Origin of the sequence: Nonomuraea sp. ZG12 (assembly GCF_052068115.1) — a bacterium.
Lineage (GTDB): Bacteria > Actinomycetota > Actinomycetes > Streptosporangiales > Streptosporangiaceae > Nonomuraea.
This window is the reverse complement of record NZ_JBQHCW010000001.1, coordinates 887812-912511: the sequence shown is the minus strand read 5'-3', so window position 1 is coordinate 912511 and position 24700 is coordinate 887812. Positions and strand designations below refer to the sequence as shown.

At 71.4% G+C, this 24700-nt stretch carries 27 protein-coding genes; 10 read left to right on the top strand and 17 right to left on the bottom strand.

Annotated elements, in window-relative coordinates; all coding sequences use genetic code 11:
- Positions 1 to 260: 260 nt before the first annotated feature.
- Positions 261 to 698 carry a BP74-related protein gene (locus ACTMTF_RS04275; protein ID WP_441109309.1) on the bottom strand — a complete coding sequence of 146 codons (438 nt, stop codon included), beginning with the start codon at positions 696 to 698 and terminating at the stop codon, positions 261 to 263.
- Between the two features lie 90 nt (positions 699 to 788).
- Entirely contained in the window at positions 789 to 2027 is a 1239-nt protein-coding gene (locus ACTMTF_RS04270; RefSeq protein ID WP_441109308.1) for an amidohydrolase family protein, read from the bottom strand.
- Positions 2028 to 2216: 189 nt separating this feature from the next.
- Here ACTMTF_RS04270 and ACTMTF_RS04265 point away from each other — a divergent pair, with 189 nt between their 5' ends.
- Entirely contained in the window at positions 2217 to 3746 is a 1530-nt protein-coding gene (locus tag ACTMTF_RS04265; protein WP_441109307.1) for a carboxylesterase/lipase family protein, read from the top strand.
- Positions 3747 to 3935: 189 nt separating this feature from the next.
- Here the strand turns inward: ACTMTF_RS04265 and ACTMTF_RS04260 are convergent, their stop codons facing one another.
- Complete coding sequence (locus ACTMTF_RS04260) at positions 3936 to 4238, bottom strand: hypothetical protein (RefSeq protein WP_441109306.1); 303 nt, start codon at positions 4236 to 4238, stop codon at positions 3936 to 3938.
- Between the two features lie 312 nt (positions 4239 to 4550).
- Between ACTMTF_RS04260 and ACTMTF_RS04255 the strand changes: the two genes are divergently transcribed.
- Positions 4551 to 4730, top strand: a complete 180-nt coding sequence (locus tag ACTMTF_RS04255; RefSeq protein ID WP_441109820.1) for a beta/gamma crystallin domain-containing protein — start codon at positions 4551 to 4553, stop codon at positions 4728 to 4730.
- Between the two features lie 96 nt (positions 4731 to 4826).
- Here the strand turns inward: ACTMTF_RS04255 and ACTMTF_RS04250 are convergent, their stop codons facing one another.
- Positions 4827 to 5405: a helix-turn-helix domain-containing protein gene (locus ACTMTF_RS04250; RefSeq protein WP_441109305.1), complete on the bottom strand. Its 579-nt coding sequence runs from the start codon at positions 5403 to 5405 to the stop codon at positions 4827 to 4829.
- Between the two features lie 65 nt (positions 5406 to 5470).
- Between ACTMTF_RS04250 and ACTMTF_RS04245 the strand changes: the two genes are divergently transcribed.
- Both ACTMTF_RS04245 and ACTMTF_RS04240 read left to right on the top strand, forming a co-directional pair.
- A complete protein-coding gene (locus ACTMTF_RS04245) occupies positions 5471 to 6127 on the top strand; it encodes a class I SAM-dependent methyltransferase (protein ID WP_441109304.1) in 657 nt (218 codons plus the stop codon).
- 38 nt (positions 6128 to 6165) lie between these two features.
- The gene (locus tag ACTMTF_RS04240) at positions 6166 to 6675 is read left to right on the top strand and encodes a DinB family protein (RefSeq protein ID WP_441109303.1); all 510 of its coding nucleotides are present in this window, start codon (positions 6166 to 6168) and stop codon (positions 6673 to 6675) included.
- A gap of 77 nt (positions 6676 to 6752) precedes the next feature.
- On the opposite strand, the gene ACTMTF_RS04235 is transcribed toward ACTMTF_RS04240, so the two are convergent.
- The 5 genes from ACTMTF_RS04235 to ACTMTF_RS04215 form a co-directional block, all read right to left on the bottom strand.
- The gene (locus ACTMTF_RS04235) at positions 6753 to 7022 is read right to left on the bottom strand and encodes a hypothetical protein (RefSeq protein WP_441109302.1); all 270 of its coding nucleotides are present in this window, start codon (positions 7020 to 7022) and stop codon (positions 6753 to 6755) included.
- 100 nt (positions 7023 to 7122) lie between these two features.
- The gene (locus tag ACTMTF_RS04230; protein ID WP_441109301.1) at positions 7123 to 7440 is read right to left on the bottom strand and encodes a hypothetical protein; all 318 of its coding nucleotides are present in this window, start codon (positions 7438 to 7440) and stop codon (positions 7123 to 7125) included.
- A gap of 115 nt (positions 7441 to 7555) precedes the next feature.
- The gene (locus ACTMTF_RS04225; protein ID WP_441109300.1) at positions 7556 to 7828 is read right to left on the bottom strand and encodes a TetR/AcrR family transcriptional regulator; all 273 of its coding nucleotides are present in this window, start codon (positions 7826 to 7828) and stop codon (positions 7556 to 7558) included.
- Positions 7829 to 7876: 48 nt separating this feature from the next.
- The gene (locus ACTMTF_RS04220) at positions 7877 to 8644 is read right to left on the bottom strand and encodes an ADP-ribosylglycohydrolase family protein (protein WP_441109299.1); all 768 of its coding nucleotides are present in this window, start codon (positions 8642 to 8644) and stop codon (positions 7877 to 7879) included.
- A gap of 104 nt (positions 8645 to 8748) precedes the next feature.
- The gene (locus ACTMTF_RS04215) at positions 8749 to 9960 is read right to left on the bottom strand and encodes a P1 family peptidase (protein ID WP_441109298.1); all 1212 of its coding nucleotides are present in this window, start codon (positions 9958 to 9960) and stop codon (positions 8749 to 8751) included.
- Between the two features lie 270 nt (positions 9961 to 10230).
- On the opposite strand from ACTMTF_RS04215, the gene ACTMTF_RS04210 reads away from it, so the two are divergent.
- A complete protein-coding gene (locus tag ACTMTF_RS04210; protein ID WP_441109297.1) occupies positions 10231 to 10398 on the top strand; it encodes a hypothetical protein in 168 nt (55 codons plus the stop codon).
- Here the strand turns inward: ACTMTF_RS04210 and ACTMTF_RS04205 are convergent.
- Positions 10390 to 11859, bottom strand: a complete 1470-nt coding sequence (locus ACTMTF_RS04205; protein WP_441109296.1) for a hypothetical protein — start codon at positions 11857 to 11859, stop codon at positions 10390 to 10392. The two genes, ACTMTF_RS04210 and ACTMTF_RS04205, sit on opposite strands and share 9 nt — an antisense overlap.
- A 206-nt stretch (positions 11860 to 12065) precedes the next feature.
- Positions 12066 to 13058, bottom strand: coding sequence for an ArsR/SmtB family transcription factor (locus tag ACTMTF_RS04200; RefSeq protein WP_441109295.1), 993 nt, complete (start codon positions 13056 to 13058; stop codon positions 12066 to 12068).
- 376 nt (positions 13059 to 13434) lie between these two features.
- Here ACTMTF_RS04200 and ACTMTF_RS04195 point away from each other — a divergent pair, with 376 nt between their 5' ends.
- Complete coding sequence (locus ACTMTF_RS04195; protein WP_441109294.1) at positions 13435 to 14316, top strand: GlxA family transcriptional regulator; 882 nt, start codon at positions 13435 to 13437, stop codon at positions 14314 to 14316.
- 21 nt (positions 14317 to 14337) lie between these two features.
- Here ACTMTF_RS04195 and ACTMTF_RS04190 read toward each other — a convergent pair whose 3' ends face one another.
- The 3 genes from ACTMTF_RS04190 to ACTMTF_RS04180 are packed head-to-tail and all read right to left on the bottom strand — an operon-like array spanning position 14338 to position 17516.
- A complete protein-coding gene (locus ACTMTF_RS04190; RefSeq protein WP_441109293.1) occupies positions 14338 to 15036 on the bottom strand; it encodes a DUF4429 domain-containing protein in 699 nt (232 codons plus the stop codon).
- 42 nt (positions 15037 to 15078) lie between these two features.
- A complete protein-coding gene (locus ACTMTF_RS04185) occupies positions 15079 to 16704 on the bottom strand; it encodes an outer membrane protein assembly factor BamB family protein (RefSeq protein ID WP_441109292.1) in 1626 nt (541 codons plus the stop codon).
- Entirely contained in the window at positions 16686 to 17516 is an 831-nt protein-coding gene (locus ACTMTF_RS04180) for a hypothetical protein (RefSeq protein WP_441109291.1), read from the bottom strand. The genes ACTMTF_RS04185 and ACTMTF_RS04180 overlap by 19 nt, the downstream gene beginning before the upstream one ends.
- Positions 17517 to 17695: 179 nt before the next feature.
- On the opposite strand from ACTMTF_RS04180, the gene ACTMTF_RS04175 reads away from it, so the two are divergent.
- Genes ACTMTF_RS04175 through ACTMTF_RS04165 form a run of 3 tightly spaced genes read left to right on the top strand, consistent with a single transcriptional unit; the run spans position 17696 to position 19906 of the window.
- The gene (locus tag ACTMTF_RS04175; protein WP_397000035.1) at positions 17696 to 18193 is read left to right on the top strand and encodes a DUF2975 domain-containing protein; all 498 of its coding nucleotides are present in this window, start codon (positions 17696 to 17698) and stop codon (positions 18191 to 18193) included.
- Complete coding sequence (locus tag ACTMTF_RS04170; RefSeq protein WP_441109290.1) at positions 18193 to 18438, top strand: helix-turn-helix domain-containing protein; 246 nt, start codon at positions 18193 to 18195, stop codon at positions 18436 to 18438. The genes ACTMTF_RS04175 and ACTMTF_RS04170 overlap by 1 nt, the downstream gene beginning before the upstream one ends.
- Positions 18439 to 18496: 58 nt before the next feature.
- The gene (locus ACTMTF_RS04165) at positions 18497 to 19906 is read left to right on the top strand and encodes a serine hydrolase domain-containing protein (protein ID WP_441109289.1); all 1410 of its coding nucleotides are present in this window, start codon (positions 18497 to 18499) and stop codon (positions 19904 to 19906) included.
- A 52-nt stretch (positions 19907 to 19958) separates the two neighbouring features.
- Here the strand turns inward: ACTMTF_RS04165 and ACTMTF_RS04160 are convergent, their stop codons facing one another.
- The 3 genes from ACTMTF_RS04160 to ACTMTF_RS04150 all read right to left on the bottom strand — a co-directional run bounded on the left by ACTMTF_RS04160 (position 19959) and on the right by ACTMTF_RS04150 (position 23353).
- Positions 19959 to 21152, bottom strand: coding sequence for an ROK family transcriptional regulator (locus ACTMTF_RS04160; protein ID WP_441109288.1), 1194 nt, complete (start codon positions 21150 to 21152; stop codon positions 19959 to 19961).
- Positions 21153 to 21243: 91 nt separating this feature from the next.
- Positions 21244 to 22590, bottom strand: coding sequence for a 6-phospho-beta-glucosidase (locus ACTMTF_RS04155; RefSeq protein WP_441109287.1), 1347 nt, complete (start codon positions 22588 to 22590; stop codon positions 21244 to 21246).
- Between the two features lie 10 nt (positions 22591 to 22600).
- On the bottom strand, positions 22601 to 23353 hold the full coding sequence (locus ACTMTF_RS04150) for a DeoR/GlpR family DNA-binding transcription regulator (protein ID WP_441109286.1): 753 nt from the start codon (positions 23351 to 23353) through the stop codon (positions 22601 to 22603).
- Positions 23354 to 23485: 132 nt separating this feature from the next.
- Here ACTMTF_RS04150 and ACTMTF_RS04145 point away from each other — a divergent pair, with 132 nt between their 5' ends.
- Positions 23486 to 24697, top strand: a complete 1212-nt coding sequence (locus tag ACTMTF_RS04145) for a PfkB family carbohydrate kinase (RefSeq protein WP_441109285.1) — start codon at positions 23486 to 23488, stop codon at positions 24695 to 24697.
- Positions 24698 to 24700: the final 3 nt, after the last annotated feature.

Sequence of the window (24700 nt, the reverse complement as noted above, 5' to 3'; positions counted from 1 at the left end):
CCGTCGCTTGACACCCCTTCGCAACTGCCTTAACAGCAAACCATCAAATCCTCGACGAGACCACCGATCAGCCCCATTCCGCCCAGTTCCAGAAGTGCCTCTTGGACGATCTGGCCACTCTGGATCACCACAACCACTCGGGATGTCGTCGAAGGACTCCAGCTCAGCCACCGGATCACGTCCGCGCGCTTGCCCGAATCCAGCGTGCCGAGACGTCCCGTGTGAGCCCGGACACACTGGCCCGGGCTCACGTCAGGGCCTTACGGTGCGGGGACCTCGCGCACCAGGCGTGAGCTCCAGGGGCACCACACCAGACCGGGCAGGAAGGCGCCGCCCGCCTCGTCCAGGTGGTCTTCGACGTAGGGCATGGTGGCGTCGCACACCTCGATGGCCATGTCGAAGAAGTCGACCGTCTCGGGGCTGTAGTGGTAGGACCACCGGGGGTTGTAGGGGGCGGGGCGCTTGATGATCCTGCCCAGGACGTGGGGTCTGTCGGTGGTGGCGCCGCTCACCAGTTCCCGAGCGTGCCTGATCTTGGCGGGGTCGGTGAGCCTGAGGACGGCCGTCGAACGGGTGATGTCGGTGAACTCGAAGTAGGCCTCCGTAGCGGCTGCGGCGCGCTGGGCCTGGGCGGGGGCGGCGAGGGCGAGCATCGCGATCGCTACGAGCGCGGCGACCTTGGGGATGATACGTCGCATGGGCATCTCCGGTGCATGTCGGGCCGTGAGCACGGCCGCTTGTCACACACTGTAACTTGACGATTACTGTGAGTGTCCATCGTTTTTGCTTCACGACCCGCCGACGGGGCTCTTTCCGGCCAGGTTGAGCGTGTCCTTGACGATCCGCCCGTCCTGGATCACCAGCACCACCCGGGCGGGGTCGTCGAAGAGCTCCGGCTCGGCCAGCGGATCGCCGCTCACCGCGATCACATCCGCGCGCTTGCCCGCCTGCAGGGTGCCGATCTCGTCATCGAGGCGGAGGATGCGGGCGTTGGACGCGGTCGCGGTGACGATGGCCGCCATGGCGCCGACGAGCCGCGCGCGGTGGGCGACCTCCAGGCCGCGCCGGTTCTGCCCCCTGCCCAGCAGGTCGGAGCCGGAGCCGACGAGAATGCCGTGCTCCCGGGCCATCAGGAGCGACTCTCCGGCGGCCTTCGCCGCGCCCTCCAGCTTGGGCAGCCCGGTCTCCGGCACTCCCCATTCGGGGGCCTGCTCGCGCAGCAGCTCGCAGATCGAGACGGTGAAGTCCAGCGCGGCGCCCGCGGCGGCCACCTGCGCCGCCACCTCCTCCGTGAGGTAGGTGGCGTGCTCGAAACACTCGATCCCGGCTTCGAGCCCCATCCGAATGGCGTCGGCATTGTGCGCGTGCGCGGTCACGTACGTTCCCCTGGCCCGCGCCTCCTCCACCGCCGCCCGCATCTCGGCGACGCTGAACTGCGTGTCCTCCATCGCGTCGTTGTGCGACACCACTCCCCCGGAGACGCACATCTTGAGCTGCGTCGCGCCGTGCCGGAACGCCATCCGCGCGGCCTTGCGCACCTCGTCGGGGCCGTCGCAGACCTGGCTGCGCTGGATCAGGCCGGGGATGCTGGGCACGTCGTGGCTGTGCGGCAGGAACGAGGGCCCCAGGTCGCCGTGCCCGCCGCTCTGGCACAGCAACGGCCCGGAAGGCAGCAGGCGCGGCCCTCGGACGAGCCCCTGCCGCAGCGCCCCCACCATGCCACCGTCCAGCCCGCCGAGCTCGCGCACCGTGGTGAACCCGGCGTCCAGGCACAACTCCAGGTTGGCGAAGGCCGCCGCCGCGAGCAACGCGGGCGGCGTCCCCACCTCGCCGAAGTCGACCAGGCCGAGGTGGGAGTGCAGGTCGATCAGTCCAGGCAGCACGGTCAAGCCGTCGGCATCGAGGGTGACCGTGCCGCCGTCGGTGCCGAAGCCCGCGATCCGATCGCCGTCGAGCCGCAGCCCCGACCCCGTCACCGGGTCGCCGCCCGTCCCGTCGATGATCGTGCCGCCATGCAGTACCAGCATCGGTCGCTCCTCCGGATTGTGATGATTAGGGCCAGGATCGTCTACGGAGGGGTGTTGCGGCGACGGGCTGGGCGTCAATAGGCGTCGCTTTCTTCGTGGCGCGGCACGAACGCTGCTGCCTAAATGCGTTGCTCGCGGCTGACGCGCACTGGGATGCTCGGCCGAGCCGGACCGGAGAGGAAACGCAGCGTGGCCGTCACCTCGTCCAGCAAGCCGTCCGAGTCCGAGCCGGAAGTCCGCACAACCGCCGGCGTCCTCCACGGCGGCCGGGAGGCGGGTCTGACCGTCTTCCGGGGGATCCCGTTCGCCGAGCCGCCGGTCGGCGCCCTCCGTTTCGCCGCGCCGCAGCCGGTGCGCAGCTGGGACGGTGTGCGCCCGGCGGTCGCGTACGGCCCGCCGCCCCCGCAGTCCGGCGTGCTCGGGGTGTCCCAGGACACCGCCGGGGGCGACTGGTTGACGATCAACGTCTGGACACCGGAACCGGATCCGGGGGCAGGGCTCCCGGTGATGGTGTGGATTCCCGGCGGCGGTTACGCCATGGGCGACGCCGGCCTCCCGGAGTACGACGCCGGCCACCTGGCCGGGAGCGGGGTCGTGGTCGTGACCCTCAACTACCGTCTCGGCATCGAGGGTTTCGCGCAGATCGACGGAGCCCCGGCCAACCGGGGGCTGCTCGACCAGGTCGCGGCCTTGCAGTGGGTACGGGACACCATCCGGGTGTTCGGCGGCGATCCGGACCGGGTCACGGTCTTCGGGCAGTCGGCGGGCGGCGGATCGGTCGCCGCGCTGCTCGCCATGCCGCGTGCCGCGGGGCTCTTCAGCCGGGCGGTCGCGCAGAGCGTGCCGGGGACGTTCTTCTCCCCCGAGCTGGCCGCCGACATCGCCGCCGCCTGCGCCGCCGAGCTGGGGGTACGGCCCACGGTGTCCGGTCTGTCGGCGGTGGCCCCGGCCCGGCTGCCCGCCGCGGGCGACGCGATCTTCGCCAGGACGGTCCAGTGGCGGGAGCGCTGGGGGCAGATCACCCACCGGCCGATCCCGTTCGCGCCGGTTGTCGACGGTGACGTCCTGCCGGTGACGCCTTGGCAGGCGCTGGCCGCCGGGGCCGCCCGGGACGTCGGACTGCTCGTCGGGCACACGCGTGACGAGCACCGGCTGTTCAGCCTGATCGACGGCGTGCTCGGCCAGGTCACACACGAGCAGACCGAGACCGCTCTGCACATGCTCGCCCCCGGCCCGGACGGCGCACGCCGGTACCGGGAGGCATTCCCGGGCGCGGCCGAAGAGGAGCTGTACGAGCTGGTCAACGCGGACTGGTTGTTCCGCATGCCGAGCCTTCACCTCGCCGACGCGCAGGTCGCCGGCGGCGGCCAGGCCCACCTCTACGAGCTGACCTGGTCCGCCCCGGGATTGGGCGGTGCCCTCGGCGCCTGCCACGGCCTGGACGTGCCGCTCGTCTTCGGCAACCTGAGCAGCGGTCAGCCCGCCATGCTGATCGGCGACCCGCCCTCCCCTGCGGCGGAGGAGCTGTCCGCGCAGATCCGCAGGGCGTGGACGGCGTTCGCCGCGCACGGCGACCCGGGCTGGCCTCCGTACGACGCCGGCCACCGCCTCGCCCAGCTCTTCGACACGCCGTCGCTGGTCACCGCCTACCCGGAAGAGACCTCGCGACTGCTGTGGCAGGACCACACCTTCCCGGCGCTCCCGCTGCTCGCGCGGTGAATGCAGCAGCTCTCACCGCCTCGTCCGCGACGATAGGCAAACGCGGCCCCTGTTCCTGATCGACTTGCCTGGACGATCGGCGATCAGGAGGGGCCGGGTTTGTCATCTCCGCACCGGGGCGCCCTTATGTGACCGTCTCGCCAACCGGGAACGCGCCGCCCCTGGCGCGGGTGCGGAGGCGAAGAAGGATCACTTGACTATTTGTTGCGTCCGCATCGTGGGTTCAGAGACCGCTTTCCTGGTGTCGAAGTCTTCTGAAACATCAATGGTGATGTACGGCCACCAATAGGTGTCCGTCAGGCTTGTGTTGTTCACCTGCCAGAAAGCATACGACCCATCGGCTGAGATGAACATCTGAGATACCCAGAAGTTCTGCGCATAATCGTGATTCTGGAAGCCTATCCCCAGCGCGCTCGCGCTCAGCGGATAGGAGATCCACTGACTGTACATACCCGGGCAGGTTTGCTGGTCGAGTTGGACTTGTTGCACCATTTCGCCTCCTGATCGTTCGATTTCCGACTTGCCCAGCGTACGAGAGGGGGCGTGCGATCCCCGCCGCGCCATGAGGCATATTTGCGATATAATCGATAGTCGCTGTCAATTGATGAGCCAGGGCATCAGGGGCATCACTGCAACTGATCACATTTAGCCGAAGCGCCACATCGATGCCGACGGCCGGACAGCGAAAGTCGCGGTGAACGGGTCCGCCGCACCGACATCATCCGCGAGCAGATCGGCGGCTCCACCGGCCGCTGACAGCTCAACCTGAAATTGACGGGACACGACTCCTGGCCGGCCACTCGCGTGCGTTGCTACGCGAACAAGGGGACGATGTCCGTCCGCTTGTGGGTCGATCAGATCTCCACCGGAAACAACGACATCAAATACCTCGACTACAACGGCGCCAAGGTCCGCATAAAGCGCTGGACCATTATGAAATTCCCGAACAGGCCGCCGCACGTCGACTCCATCACGATCCTCTGAGAAATTGAGAACCCACCGCGGACACCCGCCTCCGCGCCCGGAACGTGTGGGTCGGCCGCACGCGCGCCTGGTGACCAGAGCCGCCGGTGCGGCTGGTCAGTCCCTGCCCGTCGACAGGTGGGCGCGCTCTCCCTGTGGGCCGAACAACGTGAGCAGTTCCGCGGGCTTCTCTCCGGCGCTGCCAATTCGGTGCGGCACCCGGGTGTCGAACTCGGCCGCCTCGCCGGGGCCGAGCCGGAACTCCTGGTCGCCGAGCACGAACTGGATGTGACCGTTGAGGACGTAGAACCACTCGTATCCCTCGTGGGTCTGCAGGCCCGTCGTCCGCGCCCGGGAGGCGGGCGGGTAGATCACCTTGTAAGCCTGGATCCCCCCGGCGCGCCTGGTCAGCGGCACCACGGTCAGCCCGAAACGCCGCATCGGCCGCAGGTGGATGCGGGGGTCGCCGGTGAGCGGCGCCTCCACCAGGTCCTCGATCGGGACTCCGTGCGCCCGTGCCAACGGGAGCAGCTGCTCCAGCGTGGGCCGGAGTTTCCCGTTCTCCAGCCGCGACAGCGTGCTCGACGTGATGCCGGTCTCCGCGGACAGGCCCGTCAACGTCACTCCCCGAGCCCGGCGCAGGGCCCGAAGGCGTGGCCCGACCCCGGCCAGCACATCCTGTTCAGTTCTGCTCATGACGCTATCTTGCGGATCCGCAACTTTTCTTGCAAGCCAGGAATCATCGTGGCCACGATGTCCGCATGGACACCACCCGAAATCAGGATCACAGGGATGCCGCAGGCGACGGGGCCGAGTCGTTCTGGGAGAAGCACTACGCAGCCCGGCGCGCGTGGGGCGAGCGCGCCAACCCGCTGCTCGTCGAGACCGTCGAGCACCTGCCTCCCGGCGCGGCTCTGGATCTGGGCTGCGGCGCGGGCGGCGACACCATCTGGCTCGCCCGGCACGGCTGGCAGGTCACCGCCGTGGACATCTCCACCACCGCCGTCGAACAGGTGCGGGAGCACGCCCGCGAGCTCGGCCTCGGAGACCAGGTCGCCACTGAACAGCACGACCTGGCCCGAAGCTTCCCCGGCGGAGAGTTCGACCTCGTCTCCGCGCAGTACTTCCACACCCCGTTCACGTTGCCCCGCAGCCAAGTACTGCGCACCGCCGCCCATGCCCTGCGCCCCGGCGGCCTGCTGCTGATCGTCGACCACGGCTCCACCGCACCCTGGTCCTGGAACCAGGACCCCGACACCCACTACCCCACACCCACCGAGATCGCCGCCGAACTGGACCTCGACCCCGAGCAGTGGCCGGTCCTGCGCGCCGACATGCCCCGACGCCGGGCGACCGGACCCGCCGGCGAGGCCGCCACGGTCACCGACAACGTCCTCGTCCTCCGCCGGAACCCCTGATGACCGCCTGACCACACGAAGCGATACGGAGCGACACGATGCAACCAGGCAGGACGCGGCAGCCCAGGCCACGGGCCAGGGACACCGGCCCCCCACGGACCGGCGCCGATGAGAAGGCCACCCTGCGGGGATTCCTCGACCACCTCCGGGACGCGATCGCGAACAAGGCGGCGGGCGTGCCGGAACCGCAGGTCCGGACCGGCGGAGTGCCTTCTGGCACCAGCCTTCTGGGACTGGTCAAGCATCTGACCTTCGTCGAGCGGTTCTACTTCCTGGGCGAGGAAGCCGATGACTGGGGCCAGACCATGCGTCCGTCCCCCGAGGACACGATCGAGAGCGTGCTCGCCGGCTACCGGCAGGCCATCGTACGAGCGAACCAGGTCATCGACGCCTGCACCGACCTCACCCGCCCCGGCCCACGGCCTCCGCGCCGGGGACCGGCGCCGACGATGCGGTGGACCCTGGTGCACATGATCGATGAGACCGCCCGGCACGCGGGCCACGCCGACATCCTCCGCGAGCAGATCGACGGCTCCACCGGCCGCTGACAGCTCATCGCGCATGGCTGGACGACGTTCACGACACCGTCGTCTGCCACCATCTGTGCCATCGGCCCGCACGCGGTTCATCGGGCGCGGCCGTCGAGCAGCCCCTCCCACAGCCGGGGCGCTTCGGCGGCCCGCAGCCAAGGGCTCTCACTGACCCGGGCGCTCTTGGCCGACCGCACGGTTCGGCGGACGTGGGCCAGGCCGCCTGCCGAGCACAACTCGTACGTGGTCAGCACGCAGTCGCAGGTGTGGGCCCGGACCCTGACCGAGTCGCATCTGGGCGACAGGTCGGGCCAATCGATCGGGACGTAGCCCTCGCGCAGGGGTTTCAGGTGAACGCCGTGCATTCCATCATGGCCGTGCCGACCTCCAAGGCCGATCGTGCTGTCGAAGAACCAGGCCGGCGACGCGCGGGACGACGTGCCAGGCCGCCTGGTCGCCTGGTCGCTAACGGGCGGGGCGGCGCATCGGGCAGGGATGGGGGACGTGCCGGTTCGGGCAGCACGCCACGCCGATCGTGACGAACCGGCCGTCGTGCAGCCACTCGCCCCATCGCACGTCCACGCCACGGGGCAGCAGGTCGAGGGCGGCTTCCAGCCGCTCTTCCAGCAGGACCCCCGGCAGTGGCAACTCCTCGCGGATCTTGCCGTACGCACCGGCCAGCCAGACCACCACCAGCCACACCTCCCCAAAGGTCGCCGCCATCCCCGACCCCGGCCCGGCCCGCCGGACACCAGCCCGCACCGGCGACAGCACCGACGTCACACGCTCAGGCGGCAACGTCCGCCGCACGGCCTCATCGCCCCGGTCTGCTCCCGCATCGACCCATTGGTACGCGTGCCAATGCATGCTCAGCCGCTCCTACGCTGAAGGCGAACCACTAGCCAATCGCCGAAACGGTGCAGCAAGGTGCCGAAGCGGCCAGGCTCATCGCGTATCCCCAGACGATCTTGACGCGAAGTACGTTGGCGGTCGCTTGATGCAGCGTGACCAGCGCCGGAGCCGTGGTCGTGGTCGTCCAGGCCGGCTCAACGGCCTCGGCGAACCGCCGCATCGCCCAGGCGGCCATCGCGTCCACGAGCGCGTCGCGTGAGGCGAAGCGGCGGTGCACGGTCGTACGGGCGATCCCGGCGGCCTCGGTGATCTGCTCCACACTCGCCGCCGGGTTCCGGCTGAGGACGCGTCCGGCCCTGTACGGGTTCTAGCCGGGCGGATACTTGGCCGGGTCGGTGCGCCCGCGGCCGGCGAAGTCGTCAGCCAACTCGGCGATGGTGCCGCGGCCTTCCAGGACGTCCAGCCAGCTCTCCGGCAGAACGTCCTCGCCGTGCACCGCGCCGAGCAGGTTGCCGGCCATCGAGCCGGTGGAGTCGCTGTCGCCGGAGTGGTTGACGGCCAGCAGCAGCGCCGCCGGGAAGTCTTTCTCGTACGCGAGCGCGCAGTAGACGGCGATGGCCAGCGCCTCCTCGGCCACCCATCCCCCGCCGAGGCTCTCCACCCGCTCCGGGCTCGGCTCTCCCTTCCCGACCAGCTCGTCCGCCGCCCGCAGGGCCACGCTGGTCTCCTCGTGCCCGGGGTACGAGTCCAGCAGGCGGAGCGTCTCGTGGACCGCCTCGTACAGGGTCAGATCGTCCGCCACCTGGTGGACGATGGCGGCGAAGGCGCCGGCCGCGTAGTAGCCGGTGGGTACGCGAACCGCACCACCGACGGCGTGTCCGCGAACCCCCCGGGTGGCTTCCCTCAGCCCGGCCCGGATCAGCCCTTCGAGCGTGAAGAGCGTCATCTGGGTGTCGTCGGTGATCAACCCCTCGCGGCCGCCCGCGTCGGCCACCATGCCGGTGACCCCGGCCCCGCCGTGATGGGAACGGACACCGCCGATGGAGTCGAACTCGATCGCCCCGCCGAGCGCGTCGCCGATCGCCCCGCCCAGCACGCAGCCGCGAACCCGGCTCCGGTACGTCACTCCTGACATGCCGCCGATGGAAGCGACCCGTTGTGTCGGCGATTTCGGTTCGTGAGCGCCCGTACGTGGAGCAGATCGTGCCGGACCACCGGCACGACCTGCTCCAGGGTTGGCTACTCGGGCACGGCGGGCGCGTTGCGGAACTTCTCCGCGGTGGCGACCAGCGACGCCTGGGTCACCTCCGGCGCCTCGCCCTGCTTGTTCTGCGGCAGCGGCTTCACCTTCTTGCAGGCCGACGGGTACCGGTCGCAGTAGCTCAGGGTCGTACCGGCGGACGTGGCGTTCAGCATCGCGTGGCCGGTGGCCCGGGTCAGCGTGTCGGTGGCGGCGTTGAAGATCTCGTTGAGCCGGCGCGAGTCGGCCGGGTTGTTGACCCGCAGCGGGGTGCCGGTGCCGGTCGACATGCCGAAGATCGTGTCGCCGTCGCCCAGCGTATGGATCGGGTTGATCGCGCGGGCCAGACCGTCCTGGGTGTTGCCGGCCATCCGCGCGGCGGCGGCCTTCTCCAGCGGCGCGTTCGTGGCCACCACGGCGATCGTGGTGTTCAACGACGGGGCGTCCGTCTTGGCTTCCTGCCGGCACTCCTTCGCCTTCGGCGTCTCCAGGCCGCGGAACTCGCCCGCCACCTCGTACCGGGCCGCGAACAGCGAGCAGTCCCGCGGGTCGACCGGCGAGCCGGCCGAGTTCACCACCACGATGGCGCCGACCATGGTGCCGTCGCTGAGGACCATGCTGGCGGTGCCGACGCCGCCCTTCAGCCCGCCGGCGCGGGCACCGGTGCCGCCGCCGACGACGCCCTGCCGTACCGGCCCCTCCTTGGCGGCCTGTGCGGCGAGGTAGCCCCACTCGGGCGTGGTGCGGGCCTTGAAGTCGCCGCCCCTGCCGAGGTCGTAGATGTCGGCGGCCGGGACGATCGGCGCGACTCCCGAGCCGACCCTGACGCCCTCGCCGCGCTCCTCCAGCCAGCGGATGATGCCGTCCGTGGCGGACAGCCCGTACATGCTGCTGCCGCCGAGCATCACCGCGTTCACGCCGGGGTTGGAGTTGAGCGGGTCGAGCAGGTCCGTCTCCTTCGTGGCGGGCGCGCCGCCGCTCTGGTCGACGCCGGTCACCGACATCGTCGGGGTGTAGATCACGGTGGTGCCGGTGAGATAGGGCGCCCTGGCCGACTGGACCTGCCCGACCTTGATGCCGGGCACGTCGGTGATCGCGTTGTGAGGGCCGGGAAGTCCGGGGGTGTTCGCCGCGGCGGCGTGTGCGGAGGCGCTTCCGGGGACGGTGAGCATCAGTGCTCCGGCCAGTAGTGCGACGAGGCGTGGCTTCATTGATCCCTCATTCCAGTGTGGTGCCGGGCAAGGGGGCCGCCCGTGCCCGTGGGCTCACCCCGTGGGGGTGGGGTGTGGGGGTATGGGGCTGAGGTCGTACGGGGAGCGAGAGCGCTACTGAGTGCACTGAGGCTACTGGTCAGACCAGCCTAGGTAAAGATCCCTTTTTGGGAAGTTCTGGGATTCGGCTCCTGCGCGCCGCCGGCCCATCAGCCGGGTCGGCCGCTACCGCGAGCAGCCGATCGCCCCGGCCGGCGATCCGGTGATCGGGTGCGTACTACTTCGCGACACCTCCTTCTCCCCGCCCGGAAGGAGTTCGGCAACGGCCGCCAGTTCTACGAACGCGCCGGGGAGCGGATCGCGCTCCCCCAGCAGAGCCGTGATCGCCCGCACCGCGATGCCCTGGAGTGGCACCTGGACGAGATCTTCCTACGCTGAACGTGAAGGTGGACGACCGTACCCGCCCGTGATCGGCGGCCGTGATCCGACCGGGAGGAGTGCCGCGAGCGCCGCGGCGAGCACCGGGAAGCCCACGGCCAGGGCGGCGACCGGCAGCCATGGGATGTCGAAGGCCACACGCGGCAACGAGTCCCAGCCGCTCTGGGCGGTTCTGGGCAATGCCAGCAGCAGCCCCGTGACGGAACCCGCAGCCACCCCCAGCGCCGTTCCGCAAGTCGCGGCCAGCCACGTGCGGCACGCGGCGTACGACCTCAACCTGACGCCCGAACCGCCGGTGACGCGCAGCAGCACGCGCCTCCACCGCAGGCTGTCGGCCACCGAGCCCGTCGCGGCCAGCGCGCCGGCGAGGGCCACCAGAATCATCGGCCCGAAGATGAACAGCCAGCCGGTCGAAGCCTCGAACCCCCGCTCCACGTAGCCGGTCATGCCGTCGCCCAGGCGGCGGTCGAGGCGGTCCTGTTCGGCGACCGACGTGCGGTGAAAGGCGGGGTCGATGATCAGTCGATTCGGCTCCAGGCCGACGCCGAGGTCTCGGACGACCTTCGCGGGGACGAAGAGGTCCGACCTACGCGGGTCCGCTGGTTCGACCGTGATCGCGGGGATGGTTCTGCTCAACGTCCCACCCGAAGAGCCGCCCAGGCTGTACGTGATGCTCATCGGGGTGACGCCGACGTGTTCAGAGGTGACGAGTACGGCCGTGCCCTCGTCATACGGCGTGGACGGGTCACCTGTCAGGTACCTGAGCAGAGCCTGGTCACCGATGTGGAGATCCATCCACGACATGTCGTCGTAATAGTAGGTGAGTTGTCCCTTGACCGTATCCTCGCTCTGGACGATGGGGGCCGAGGGAATCTCCTGCCGGAGGATCGCGCGGACGGCTTTCGCCTCCTCGTCGGAGGCCACCTCCACGACGAGGGCTCCGTACGGAGCTTGGGGATGGTAGTAGGCCCTGTCCTGCGCTATCTGGGCCACCGCGGTGATCATTACCGCGGTGGCCGCACCGGTGGCCACCATCGTCATCGCGACCCCGCCTGCCGTACCGGGCTGATGAGCGGCGAGCCAGCGAGCCGGCAACCGGGACGGACGCGGCAGCCGCGCGGCGAACCGGGCGGGGAGTGTCAGCGTCCACGACACGAACGGCCCCAGGCCGAGGAGGAGCAGCAAGCCACCCACCACGCCTGCCAGCATGTACAGGGCCGGTTCGAGCTCCCCGTAGGAGCGCTCCGCGCGCGTGGCCCAGGCGACGCGCGCCATCACCGAGAGACCGAGCAGGGCGAGAACCGCTCCCCACAGCAGGCGGCCACCCTTCACGGGCGTGCGACGGTCACGGGGCGCCGACAGCATCGCCAGCACCACGGATCCGCCCGCCAGCGCGGGGATGCTCAGGAGCGCCAGAAGGATACCCAGCAGCCAGACAAGTCCCAGGATCTCTTCGGCCACGCGGCCGATCGTACGCAGATCCCTGCAGAATGTGCGGTATAGAGATCAAACCGCGACCGGTGCTCTGGAGGACGGATCAATGAGCCGGCGATCAGCGGGGCTGGTCGTGCTCGGCGGGATCAGCGTCCTGGCCGAGCTGTTCCTCCCATGGTCGTGGGCCGGCCCGTCCACAGACCCCCCGAACGGGCTGATGTGGGCCGCGATCCTCACCCAGTTTCGCGCCGGTCGAGGAGGGTCAGGCCGACCTGTGTGGGGTTGTGCAGGACGCTGCTGTGATGCCTGCGCGTCGTGATCAGCCCCGCTTCGCGGAGCACGGCCGTGTGCTGGCTGACCGCCGCCGAGGAGACGTCCAGGCGGCGGGCCAGGGCGCCGGTGGTGACCACGCCGTCGGCGATGGCGGTGAGCACCGATGCGCGGGTGCGCCCGAGGAGGTTGGCCAGCGCTCCCTTCGATGCGCCACCCGCCCAGATGCCCGTGGCCTGGTCGGGGCCGACCGTGACCGGGTAGAGCAGCATGCAGTCGGCGGGATCGGTCGCGTCGTACATGACGGTGGGGGTTCGTACGAAGAACGACGGCACCAGCAGGAGCCCCTGTCCGTCGAGGAAGAGGTCGGCGTCGAGGTGGTCGCTGCAGCGGACGTGGAGGGTCGGCGACGTCCACCGGATGCTCGGGTGCAGGCTGGACAGCAGACCGTCGACGCCCTGGTCGAGCAGGATCGTGCCGCTCCGGGCGCGTTCGGCGTCAAGGTGGGCGCGAATGCCTGTCCAATGCGGGCCGACGGCGGCGTGGTGGTACGCCTCCACCGTGGCCAGCAGTTCCCGCCGGACGGCGAGGCTGTCGACGAGCCCGGCCAGCGCGGCCGGCACGCGAGCATGATGGCCGGCGTAGTGGTCCAGCTCCGCCTGGACGGCGGGCCGGGGGCTGGACAGGAAGGCCTCGGCGCTCTCGGCCAGGTCGCGGCCCGGCGCGGCGAGGATGGCCATGTCGAATCTCGGCGGTCGCGCGGGCGCGATGGCGGCCAGGACCGCGAACCGCGCGTCCAGAGCCCCGCGCACCCGTCGCCGCCACGCGCCGAACAGCGTCTTCTCACTCCGCCCGCGTAACGTGGTCAGGCTGAACAGGGCCTCGCCCATGGGCCCCAGCGTCGACGCCACCCGCACCCGTGCCAAGTCGGCGGTCGTGAAGTGAATTCTGTGCATCCGCTCCCCCACGTACTCGGCGGCATGCCGCCGAACGGCACCGTTAAGCCATGACTTACAAGCCTCGCGGCGCGCCATTTCTTCCTGTCAAAGTGAGCGGGCCGACCATGACGCGGCGCATTGATCGTAGTGAGCCCACGCGTGAGCCGAGCCCGGCATTCGCCTTCTGGAGGACACCATGAGCGACCTGCAAGAAGTGCAATGGCGATCCCCTGCGAGAAGAGCCGTCTTACGGCAGTGGAACGATGAAGGGCCGCCCGCACGGTTCACCGGAAAAGCGCGGACGCCTTTCCGGAGGGTGCTCGCGTACGCCTCGCCGGGGGTCAGTTCGTTCGGTCTGAGCGCGGTCAGCAACATCTTCGCCGATCGAAGCGGCATGGGTCTGCCCCGGTTCGACCTTGCCATCTGCGCCGACCGAGTGGGCACCCTGCGCACCGACCTCGGCCTGTGCCTGCAGGTCGAGCATGGGCCCGAGGCGATGGCGAACGCCGACCTGATCATCGTGCTGCCCGCCGAGGACGGGCCGCTCACCCTGCCCGCCCCGGTCGAAGAGGCGATCGTCGATGCCCACCGCAGCGGGGCCGTCATCGCGGCTTACTGCACCGGCTCGTTCCTGCTGGCCGGAACCGGCCTGCTCGACGGCCGCCGCGCCACCACCAACTGGTACCTCGCCGCCCAGCTGGTACGACGCCATCCGGCCATCACCGTGGAGCCTGACGTCCTGTACGTCGACGAAGGCCAGGTGATCACCGGCGCCGGTGGAGCGGCGGGCATCGACATGTGCCTCCATCTGTTGCGCCGCGAACACGGCCCGGCCGTCTCCAACGCGGTGGCCAGGGAGGGAATGGTCGCGCCTCGGCACGGGAGCGGGCACCCCCAGTATCTGCCCAGCCCCTCGGACGCCGCCCCCCTGACCGGCACCGGCGACGAGGCCGACCGCCTGGCCGACCTGCTCGCCTGGGCCCGCACCCGCCTGCACCAGCCCATGACCGTCAACGACCTGGCCAGACAGGCTCTGATGAGCTCCCGCACCTTCGCCCGCCGGTTCCGGGCCGCCACCGGCACGACCCCCTACGCCTGGCTGGCCGCCCAACGACTCGACCGCGCGAGAGAACTGCTGGAAACGACCGACCTGTCCATTCAGGCCATCACGGCGCGGGCCGGCTTCCCTTCCAGCAATGTCCTGCGGGCTCAGTTCACGAAACACCATGGTGTCTCGCCGAGCGCCTACCGCAACGCTTTCCAGCAAGCCCCATGAACCGCCCAGCCCTCGGTCAGCTCAAGAAGCAGCAGCTTGTACGGCGGCCAGCACGGCGGCGGCGAAGGGCAGGGAGTGATGCGTGGCGCCCCAGCCGAGGCCGAACACCACGGAGGCGGGATCGTTGTTGGGGTTGGAGAGAGCCTGGTGCCCACGGATACGCAGCCGCAACGACCCAGTGGCGGCCTCCAGCGCGTGCCAATCGACACCCTCGATCTCGGTGACCGGGTAACGCCGGTCACCCGCCGCGAGCTTGGCCGGGGAAGCTCCGGGCGAGAGCCAGGTGAAGCTGACGGCCTGCCCGTCGAAGGCGGCCTCGCCGTCCCATGCCTTGAACCCACGCGGCACCGAAGGACCGGCGATCAGGAAACGCTCGGCCGGACCGCGCTCGGACAGGGCCGCGCGCATCTGGTCGGCGTACTGGCCGGCCAGCGTCTCCGTGGCGGCGGGCAGCACCAGCCGGTACGGATCGAGCGAGTCCTGGAGCTGTCCCGCCGCCACGGTGGTGACCGGATCGGCCCCCTCCCGGGGAACCACCCGCAGCACCACTCTGCCGCGCGCGCCAGGCTCCAGCACGACATCGGCCAGCGCGTCGTACGGCACGAACCGCTCACCGAGCTCCATGCTCAGTTTCGACGCCTTACCCGGCTCAGGCGTGATGCGCAGCCCCCCGTCCTCGAACTCCCATGCGCAACCTCGCCCCTTCAGTACGTCACTCATGGGACCCAAGGATAGGCGCCTGAGCACCGGCCTCACGCAGGGTCAGGGGCCGCGCAGACGGGCGGCCACCGCGAGGGCGGCGCGACGGGTCAGCGCCGAGTCCCCCGTGGCCTGGACCTCGGCCAGCACCCGCCCGCCGGTGACCCACGCGAACGTACGCCGATCGTCGTTGCCCACGTCGGATCGCAGGTACGCCCCCTCCCCGAGCCGCAGGGCGCCCGCGTCCGCGGCGAGGGTCGTGCGGGCGAGTCGCGCGGCGTCCGCGTCCGTCGCGGCGACCCAGGTGACCGCCACCCGCACCAGCGCCCCCGCGTCGTCGGACGGTACGAACTCGCACACGTTCGGCTTCGGCCAGCGCACCCGCAGATGCTCCACGGTGGCCGGGACCGGCACGTATCCCGGCAGCGCGGCGGGGTCGAGCAGCGCGCACGCGTCGGGCCAGCGGTCCGGTGGCACGGCCAGCGGCGAGGACGCGCCCGGTCCGTCGTGGAAGGTGTAGGCCGTCACCCGGTCGCCGCCGGGGTGCCTCTCGTACACCAGCACGTCGCGTGACGTGCCCGCGACGACCATGCCCGCGCGCCCGCCCACGGGCAGGGGCAGCACGTCGCGCGTGCCGTCCCGCAGTGAGATGACCTCCATCATGAGGGGTGCGAGCTCGGTGGCCATGGAGCCCATGGCGTGGCCGGCCGTCAGGGTGTCGGCGTCGCCCGCGTATCCCTCGGGGGTGCCCGGCGTGGTGCGCGGCCGGAGAGAGGCGTGCCAGATCACCCGCCCGTCACGGGGGCGGGTCGCGGTCATCTCCCGGACGCCGCCCACGCTGCGGATCAGCAGGGTCAGCCCGGCGTCGCCGACCGCGGTCGGCGACGTGACGTCCGGGTACGTGATCCGCGACCGGGCGACCCGGCGGCCGTACGCGTCCAGAACGGTGACGTTCCCCGGCTCCCTGGCGACGATCAGGCGGGTGGTGGAGATCTTCGCGTCCGCGAGGTTCTCGCGAGAGCCTCGGACCCGATGCGTCCAGATGAGACGCCCGGCGCGCATGTCGACGCCGTGCAAGGTCAGCGTCCCGTCCTCGCAATGCGCGGCGATGACCGCGAGCTCGGATGCGAACAGCTGGCGGTCGCGGCACTCGCCCGGCCACGGCACCGTCCAGGCGTCGCGGCCCGACGCGGGGTCGAGCCCGTGCAGGCCGTCGTTCGCCGCCCATGCGATGCCGGTGGGGGTGATGACCGATCTGCTCAAGTAGGAGCGGGTCGCCACGTCCGCGTACGGGAGCAGCCGCGACCACGTCGTCCGGCCGGTGACGGGATCGTGAACGGTGATCCGCTCCCTGAGGCCCTCGCGGGTGCGCACGGCGAGCAGCTCACCCACGAAACCCGTATGTTCGTACGGCCGGGCGAACGGGAAGGCGCGGACGACCGCGCCCGTCGCCGCGTCATGGAGCTGGATCGCGGAGGCTCGCATCGACGGCAGCGCCAGCAGGGACCGGCCGCCGATCGTGGCCACGGGCACGCTGAGGTGAGCGCCGTCGATGCCGAGGTCGCCCAGCTCGGCGCTCCAGGCGACGGTGAACGCGGGGCGTGCCTGCGGGGCGACCCCGCTCCCGGCGGCGCCGGCGAGCACGCACAGGGTGGCGAGCAGGGCGGCGATCAGCGCGCGGAGGCGCATGCCCGCTCCGGCCGGAAGAGCTCGCAGGCGGCCCGCCCGGTGACGGCCCGCAGACCGGCGCCGGTGTTCTGGTAGATCGTTCCGTAGCCGGTGTAGGCCGCCGGGGCGCCGGTGACCCGGAACGGCCGTCCGTCGGGGTCTTCGACGGTGAAGGTCCGCCGTTGCCCGCTGCCGGCTTCCACGTATTCGACCTCCAGCAGGAAGGTGTGGCTGTGCTTGCGCGCCTCGATCTGGAGGCTGAGCTCGGTCTGCTCTCCCCGCTTCAGCGGCAGGCTGTGCGGGCCGAAGAAGGGGCGGCCGGGCTCGCCGACGCGGGCGAAGAACGCGTCCGGGGAGTCGAGGCTGACGGTGAGCTGCGGGTTGTCCGTCCCGCCCTGACGGGGGTGTTCGATGAAGGCGCCGGTGACGACCGGCTGCTCCGGGGCCACCTCCTTCACCCGGACATCGGTGACGCGGACGAGGTCGCGCCGGGACTCGAAGATCACGCGCACCTTGGTCCGGCCCACCCGGGCGCCGCCCAGCCGGGCCACCACGTCGCCGAACGCCCGGTCGCCGAAGCGGCCGCCCAGGAAAGCCGCGCGGTCACCGGGCGCGGTGGGCAGGGCGGTCACGGCCAGGTCCTGTTCGCCGCCGGTGCCGTTGAGCACCGTGGCCAGGATCGGCGGCTGTCCCGCGCCGATCAGGTCGGCCGGCCGGACGAGAAGGCTGAACGCGTCGGTCAGCCAGGCGGTGACGACCGCGGTGAGCAGCGCGCCCAGCCACAGCAGGACCTTGGCGAGCTTGCCCGGCCCCTTGTCGTCGCTCTCCGGCACGGGAACGGTCTCCTCGCAGATCGGCTGACTTTCGGAGCAACAATGTAGTGCATCGACCACACACGGTGACGAGGAGTGCGGGAACGTCGCCGGGCCCGGCCCGGCGACGGCGGACGCCTCCTTGCCATAGCTATCGAATATCGATACATTTCCATCGTTGCTCGATCGGAGGAGAGGCGATGGGAAAGCTGACAGTGCTCGCGCTGCGCGCCGTGCTCGCGGCGTTGGGCGCCGGGTCGGTGTTCGTGCAGGCGGTGATGGTGCCGCTGCTGGCGAAGGATCTGGAGGAGCTCGGCCCCGAGGTCGCGCACCTGCGCGTCCCGTTCCTGACGATCACGCTGCTGGGCATCGTGACGGTCCAGGTCGTCCTGGTCTGCGTGTGGCGGCTGGTGACGATGGTGCGGCGCGGCACCGTGTTCTCCCACGCCGCCTTCAGGTACGTGCACATCGTGATCGGCGCGGTCGTGGCGGCCGCCGTCCTGATGTTCGCGCTCGCGGTCGTCCTGGCGCCGGGCGAGGCCGTCGCGCCGGGCATCGTGCTGCTGATCTGCGGGGCCTCCTTGGCGATCATGGGAGTCGCGCTCGTCGTGCTGGTGCTGCGGATGCTGCTCGCGCAGGCCGTCGCGCGCGACGTTGAGGCGGCGCAACTGCAGGCCGAGCTCGAAGAGGTGATCTGATGCCGATCGCCGTGGACATCGACGTGATGCTGGCCAAGCGGAAGATGTCGGTGGGCGAGCTCGCGGAGCGCGTCGGGATCACGCCCGCCAACCTGGCGGTGCTCAAGAACGGCCGCGCCAAGGCCGTGCGCTTCACGACGCTGGAAGCGCTCTGCGAGGTGCTCGACTGCCAGCCGGGAGACCTGCTGCGCTGGGAGTCCGAGAAGACCGCGGTCTCCGACGCCTCCGGTGGGGGTTTCCCGTAAAGAACGCGGAGGAGCGCCGCAATGGTGCCGGGAGGCGGGTCGTCACTAGCGTCGGCTGGTGCTCAGAACCACCCTCGCCGGGATCTTCCTGGCCCTCCTCCCCGCCCCCGCGCCCGCCGTCACCCCCGCGTCGGTGGACGCCTTCGTCGAGAGCTACCGGGAGGCGACCGGACTGCCCGGCGTCGCGCTCGCGATCACCAAGGGGACACGGGTCGTCCACGTCGCGGGGTACGGCGAGACCTCGTCCGGCGAACCGGTGACGGCGGACACGCCCATGGCCGTGGCGTCGGTCAGCAAGTCGTTCACCTCGCTCGCCGTCATGCAGCTGGTCGAGCGGGGTGACGTCGACCTCGACAGGCCGGTGCGTGCGTATCTGCCGGAGTTCGCCATGGCCGATCCCCGGGCCGCCCGGATCACCGTACGGCAGCTGCTCCACCAGACGTCCGGCATGGCCGACTCGACCTTCCACGAGAAGAGCCTGCCCCAGCCCGACACGCTCGAAGGCGCCGTGGCACGGCTCAAGGGGGCACGACTGGCCACGGAGCCGGGGACCGCCTTCAGCTACCACAACACCAACTACCAGGTCGCCGCCCGGCTGGTCGAGGTGGTGAGCGGCGAGCCGTTCGCGGCCTACCTGCGCGCGCACGTGTTCACGCCGCTCGGCATGCGGCACAGCAGCACCATCGACACCGACCGCGACCTGCCCGCCGAAGCCCGAGGCCACCTGTACGTCCTCGGCCAGGCGATCGCCCTGCCGGAGCCGGCCGGGTTCGGCAACGGCTCCGGCGGGGTCCTCAGCAGCGCCGGCGACATGGCCAGGTGGCTGATCGCGCAGAACGAGGGCATCCTCTCCCCCGCCGGGGTCAAGGAGATGCGTACCCCCTCCGAACAGAGCGGGACCTACGCCCTCGGCTGGTTCGTCGGCGAGACCGAACGCGGCACCCCCGTCATCGAGCACGGCGGCGACCTGTTCACCTCCACGGCCGGCCAGCTGCTGATGCCGGGCTCCGGGTACGGCGTCGCCGTCATGGCGAACACCGGCATGGCCTTCGCCGACGCCGGCGCCCTCATGGACGGCATCGTCACCATGATCGAGGGCGGCACCCCGGAGATCCCCTCCGCGCCGCACTACCTCGCCACCGACCTCCTGTTCGTCCTGCTCACCCTGGCGACCGCCGGCCTCGCCCTGCGCGGCGTGGCCCGCTCCCGGCGGTGGGCCACCCGTCGTACGGGCCTGCAGCGGTGGCGGCTCCTGCCCTACCTGACGCCGCTCGCGCTGTGCGCGTCCATCGCCCCGATCTTCCGGGTGCTCGCCCGGGGCGGCGACATCATGTGGATTCAGGTGGTCTACCTCTATCCGACGTTCATGCTGTGGCTGGTGACCGCCGCGATCGCGGGCACGGCGGTGGTGACGGCACGCCTGTACGGCGCCGTACGGACGCGCGGAGCCTCTCGGAGTCGCCCTTGACCCGCTCTCTCAGCTGGGGGTTGCCTCCCTTGGACCGCTCGCCGCGCGAGCCCTATGCCCCCGTACGGGTGAGTACGCCCAGCGGGTCGGCCAGCAGCTCGGCGAAGCCCAGCTCGGCGGCGCCGACCAGGGTGGCGTCGTCGCCCAGCGCCGAGGTGCGCAGCCGGACCCGCTCGCGGGCGACGGGCAGCACGTTGGCGGCTATCCGGGCGCGCACCTGGGCCGCCGCGCCCGGGTACATGTCCCGCAGCATGCCACCGAAGATCACCATGCCGGGGTTGAAGAGGTTGCACAGGTTCGCCACCCCGATGCCGAGCCAGTCGCCGATGCGGCGCAGCGCCTCCTGGGCGGCGGGGTCGCCGCGGTCGGCGTCGTCCACCACGGCCCGCACGGCGTCGCGGCCGAACAGGTCGGCGGGCCGGCCGGCGGCGTCGAGCAGGGCCCGCTCGCCGGCCTCCGCCTCCAGGCAGCCATGCGAGCCGCAGCCGCAGGGGCGTCCGTCGTACGGGTTCACCACCATGTGCCCGAGCTCGCAGCCGTAGCCGCTCTCACCGTCGAGCAGGTCGCCGCCGACGATGATGCCGCCGCCCACCCCGACGTCGCCGTGCAGGTAGATCAGGTTCTGGAAACCCGCGCCCGCGCCACGCTGCTGCTCGGCCAAGGCGCCGAGGTGGGCCTCGTTGCCCACCGACACCGGCAGGCCGAGCCCCAGCCGGCGGTCGAGCTCGGCGCCGAACGCCTGGTCCACCCAGCCCATGTCGGGCCCGAACCGCACCAGGCCGTCGCCGGGCCGGATCATGCCGCAGTAGGACGCGCCGACGCCGACGCACACGGAATCGGGCGGCGCCGACTCATGCAGCTGGCGGCCGAACCGGGCGAGCACCTCGACCACGCGGTCGAGGTCGGCCCCGGCGCGCAGGCGGACCGCTTCCCTGCGGTCCAGCATGGTCCCGCCCAGCGTGACCCGGGCGGCGACCAGCCGGTCCACCGCGACGTCGAAGGCCAGCACGTACACCCGGCCGGGCTCGGGCCGGACCACCAGCGACGGCCGTCCCGCCCGGCCGGTGTCCGCGGGCAGCTCCTCGCGGACCAGCCCCGCCGAGGTGAGCTCCGCGGTCAGGGCCAGGATGGTGCTGCGGTTCAGCTTCATCCGCTCGGCCAGCTCCGTGCGGGACACCGAACCGCCCAGGTGTACGTGCCGGAGCAGCGCGCCGACGTTACGCCGGCGGATCTCCTCCTGGACCAACCCGACCTCCGGAAATCATCTGGGTGGCACGCGTCTCAACCGGACGATACTCCGGCAGGCCTGCCGAGTGGACGGATGCGTTCGGATCTCGTCAGGCGGAGCCGGGCAGGACGGCGGCGAGCTCCGGGAGGCGGGCCCGGTAGCCGTCCAGCAGCCTGCGCGCCGTGGTGACCGAGTCGACCAGCGGGTGCAGCGCGAACGCCTCGACGGCCAGCCGGGCCGAGCCCGAGAGAGCGGCCTCGATGGCCGTCTGTTCCACGGCCTTCACCTGCTGCATCAGGCCGAGGAAGCGGCCGGGGAGCGGGCGGGTGGCCAGCGGCCGGACGCCGGTGCCGTCGACCGCGCACGGGATCTCCACCACGGCCTCCGCCGGCAGCCCGGCCACCGCGGTGCCGTTGCGCACGTTGAGGATCATGGTGGTGGACCCGCCGCGGGCGATGGCGGCCATCAGGGCGAGCGCGATGCCCTCGTAGCCGCCCGCCGCCAGGTCCGCGGCGTCGCGCTCGCCGGCGTCGGCGACGTCGCGGGTCTCCGCCATGTACGTCGCGTCGCGTTCTTCGCGTGCCGCCCGCCACGAGGCGAGGGCGTCGTCCGGGCGGGCCCGTACGGCCTCGTAGAACCGCTCCTGCTGCCCCAGCAGGGACTCGCCGCGGGTCCGGCCGGAGATCGCGGCGATCGACTCCCGGGTGAAGTAGTAGTAGTACAGGTATTCGTTGGGGATCGCGCCCAGCGTGCGCACCCAGTCGGCGCCGAAGACGCGGGCCTCCTCGACCTCGCGGAGCGCCACGTCGTCGGCGAGCAGGCCGGGGAGCACGTCGTGGCCCTGGTGGGTGAGGCCGCGCAGCCAGCCCAGGTGGTTGAGCCCCACGTAGTCGGGCGACACGCGGCCCGGGTCGAGGCCGAGCGCGGTGGCGGCCCGCCGGATCAGGCCGACCGGCGAGTCGCAGATGCCGATCACGCGGTCGCCGAGCACCCGCCGCATCGCCTCGGTGATCATGCCGGCCGGGTTGGTGAAGTTGATGACCCAGGCCTGCGGGGCGACGGCGGCCACCCGCTCGGCCACGTGCGTCGCGACCGGGACGGTGCGCAGGCCGTAGGCGATGCCGCCGGGGCCGGTCGTCTCCTGGCCGAGCAGGCCGAGCTCCAGCGCGACCCGCTCGTCGGCGGTGCGGCCCGCCAGGCCGCCGACGCGGATGGCGGAGAAGACGAAGGCGGCGTCGCGCAGCGCGGTGTCGAGGTCGGTGGTGATCGAGACCCGGGGCGGGTCGTCATGCCCCGCGGCGAGGCGGCGCAGGACGTGCCGGATGGCCTCCAGCCGGTCGATGGACACGTCGTGGAGGATCACCTCCTCCACCCGCGGCTTGCCCGTGTCGCGCAGGAGCGCACCGTAGACGAGCGGGACCCGGAAGCCCCCGCCGCCGAGGACGGCCAGTCTCATCCGGCCCCCTTCACGTGAGAAGCACTTCGGCGCCCGCGCCGGCGCAGCTGCGCAGGGTGGTCTCGTCGGCGCCCTCGTTGGTGACGATCACGTCGATGTCCTCGGGGCCGCACACGCGCAGGGCCCCGGTGCCGGGGAACTTGTGCCGGTCCACGAGCAGCACGACCTGCCCGGCCGCCGCGATCATGGCGCGTTTCAGCGGCACCTCGGCGAGCGTGGTGTCGACGAGCTGCCCGTCGGGCCGCACGCCGCTCGCCCCCAGGAACACCCGGTCGGCGACCACCTGGCTCAGCGCGGCCTCGGTCAGCACGCCGACCAGCGAGTGGTAGGGCCTGCGGACCATGCCGCCGAGCAGCAGCAGCTCGACCACCGGGTCGGCGCGGAGCGCGTCGAGGACGGCGAGGCTGGAGGTGACGACCGTGACGCGGCGGCCGCGGAGCCGGCGGGCCAGCCGCATCGTCGTCGTCCCGATGTCGAGCAGGACCACGTCTCCGTCGCCGACCAGCCGCGCGGCGCGGGCGGCCACCGCCTCCTTGTCCTGCTCGTCGACCGCCGCCACCTCGGCGAAGGGCCGGTCGGTGTCGGCGTCGGCCAGGGCGCCGCCACGGACGCGCCGCAGGGTGCCGTCGCGGTCGAGCACCTCAAGGTCCCTGCGGATGGTCGACGGGCTCACGCCGAGCTGGCTGGCGAGATCTCGAACGCTGGTGGCGCCGGACAGGCGCACCCGGCGCATGATCTCGGCATGCCTGAGGCGCTGAAGCACGGCGCGAGTGTATCAGGCAAATTCGCGCACATGCGAGCATCTTGCTTCACAAACTCTCACGAGAGACTTGAACTGTGCGAGTAAACGTGCAAGATTGCGCACATCTCGCTGTGTCGAGGAGGATCCAATCCCGTGGCTGCCCAGGCGTACGACCCTCTCGCCCACGAGCGGACCCCGGAGGGGCCGCAGTTCGACGTGTTCCTGGCGGGCACCGTCTTCCTCGACATCGTCTTCACCGGTCTGCCCGCGATGCCCGCCGCCGGGACGGAGATCTGGGCCGACGGGATGGGCTCGTGCCCTGGCGGCATCGCCAACCTGGCCATCGCGACGAGCCGGCTGGGCCTGCGCACGTCGCTGGCCGCCGCGTTCGGCGACGACGACTACGGCGACTTCTGCTGGCGCACCCTGGAGGAGCAGGAAGCGGTCGACCTGTCGCGGTCGCGGCGCTTCGAGCACTGGCATTCGCCGGTGACGGTGTCCATGGCGGTCGACCGCGACCGCAGCATGGTGACGCACGGCCATCCCGCGCCGCTGCCGGCCGCCGAGATGATCGGCGCCCCGCCCCGCTCCAGGGCCGCGATCGTGACGCTCTCGCCCGAGGAGCCGCTCGGCTCGCCCGGCTCCCCGTGCAACTGGGCCGAGCCGGCGCACCGCGACGGCGCGCTCATCTTCGCGGACGTCGGCTGGGACCCGTCGGGCGCCTGGCCGCGCTCCCTGCTCGACCAGCTGTCCGTCTGCCACGCGTTCCTGCCCAACGCGAGCGAGGCGATGGCCTACACCCGCACCGACACCCCTCGCGACGCGCTGTACGCGATCGCCGACCGGGTGCCGCTGGCCGTGGTGACCGACGGGGCGAACGGCGCCATGGCCATCGACTCCACGACCGGCGAGGAGGCGTTCATCCCCGCGCCGCGGGTGACGGCGCTCGACCCGACCGGCGCGGGCGACGTCTTCGGCGCGGGCATCGTGCTCGGCACCCTGTGCCGCTGGCCGCTGACCGACCGGCTGGCGTTCGCCGGGCTCTGCGCCGCACTGGCGGTGCAGCAGTTCGGCGGCTCGCTGGCCGCGCCCGGCTGGGGGGACATCGCCGACTGGTGGCACGAGGCACGCAGCGCGGCCGACCGCGGCGGCGCCTACGGGAGCTCGCTGGCCCGCCGTTACGCCTTCCTCGACCGGCTGGTGCCCACCGTCCCGGTGGGCGCCGTACGCCGCGCGGTCGCCACCATCGCCCGGTACGCCGACGTCGGGGGGACGCCGCAGCAGGCGGCCGAGACCCCTGATGAGCCCGACGAGCCCGAGAACGGGGGCCCGAACACGCCTCGCGTGCCTGCGCAGAAGGAGTAGCAC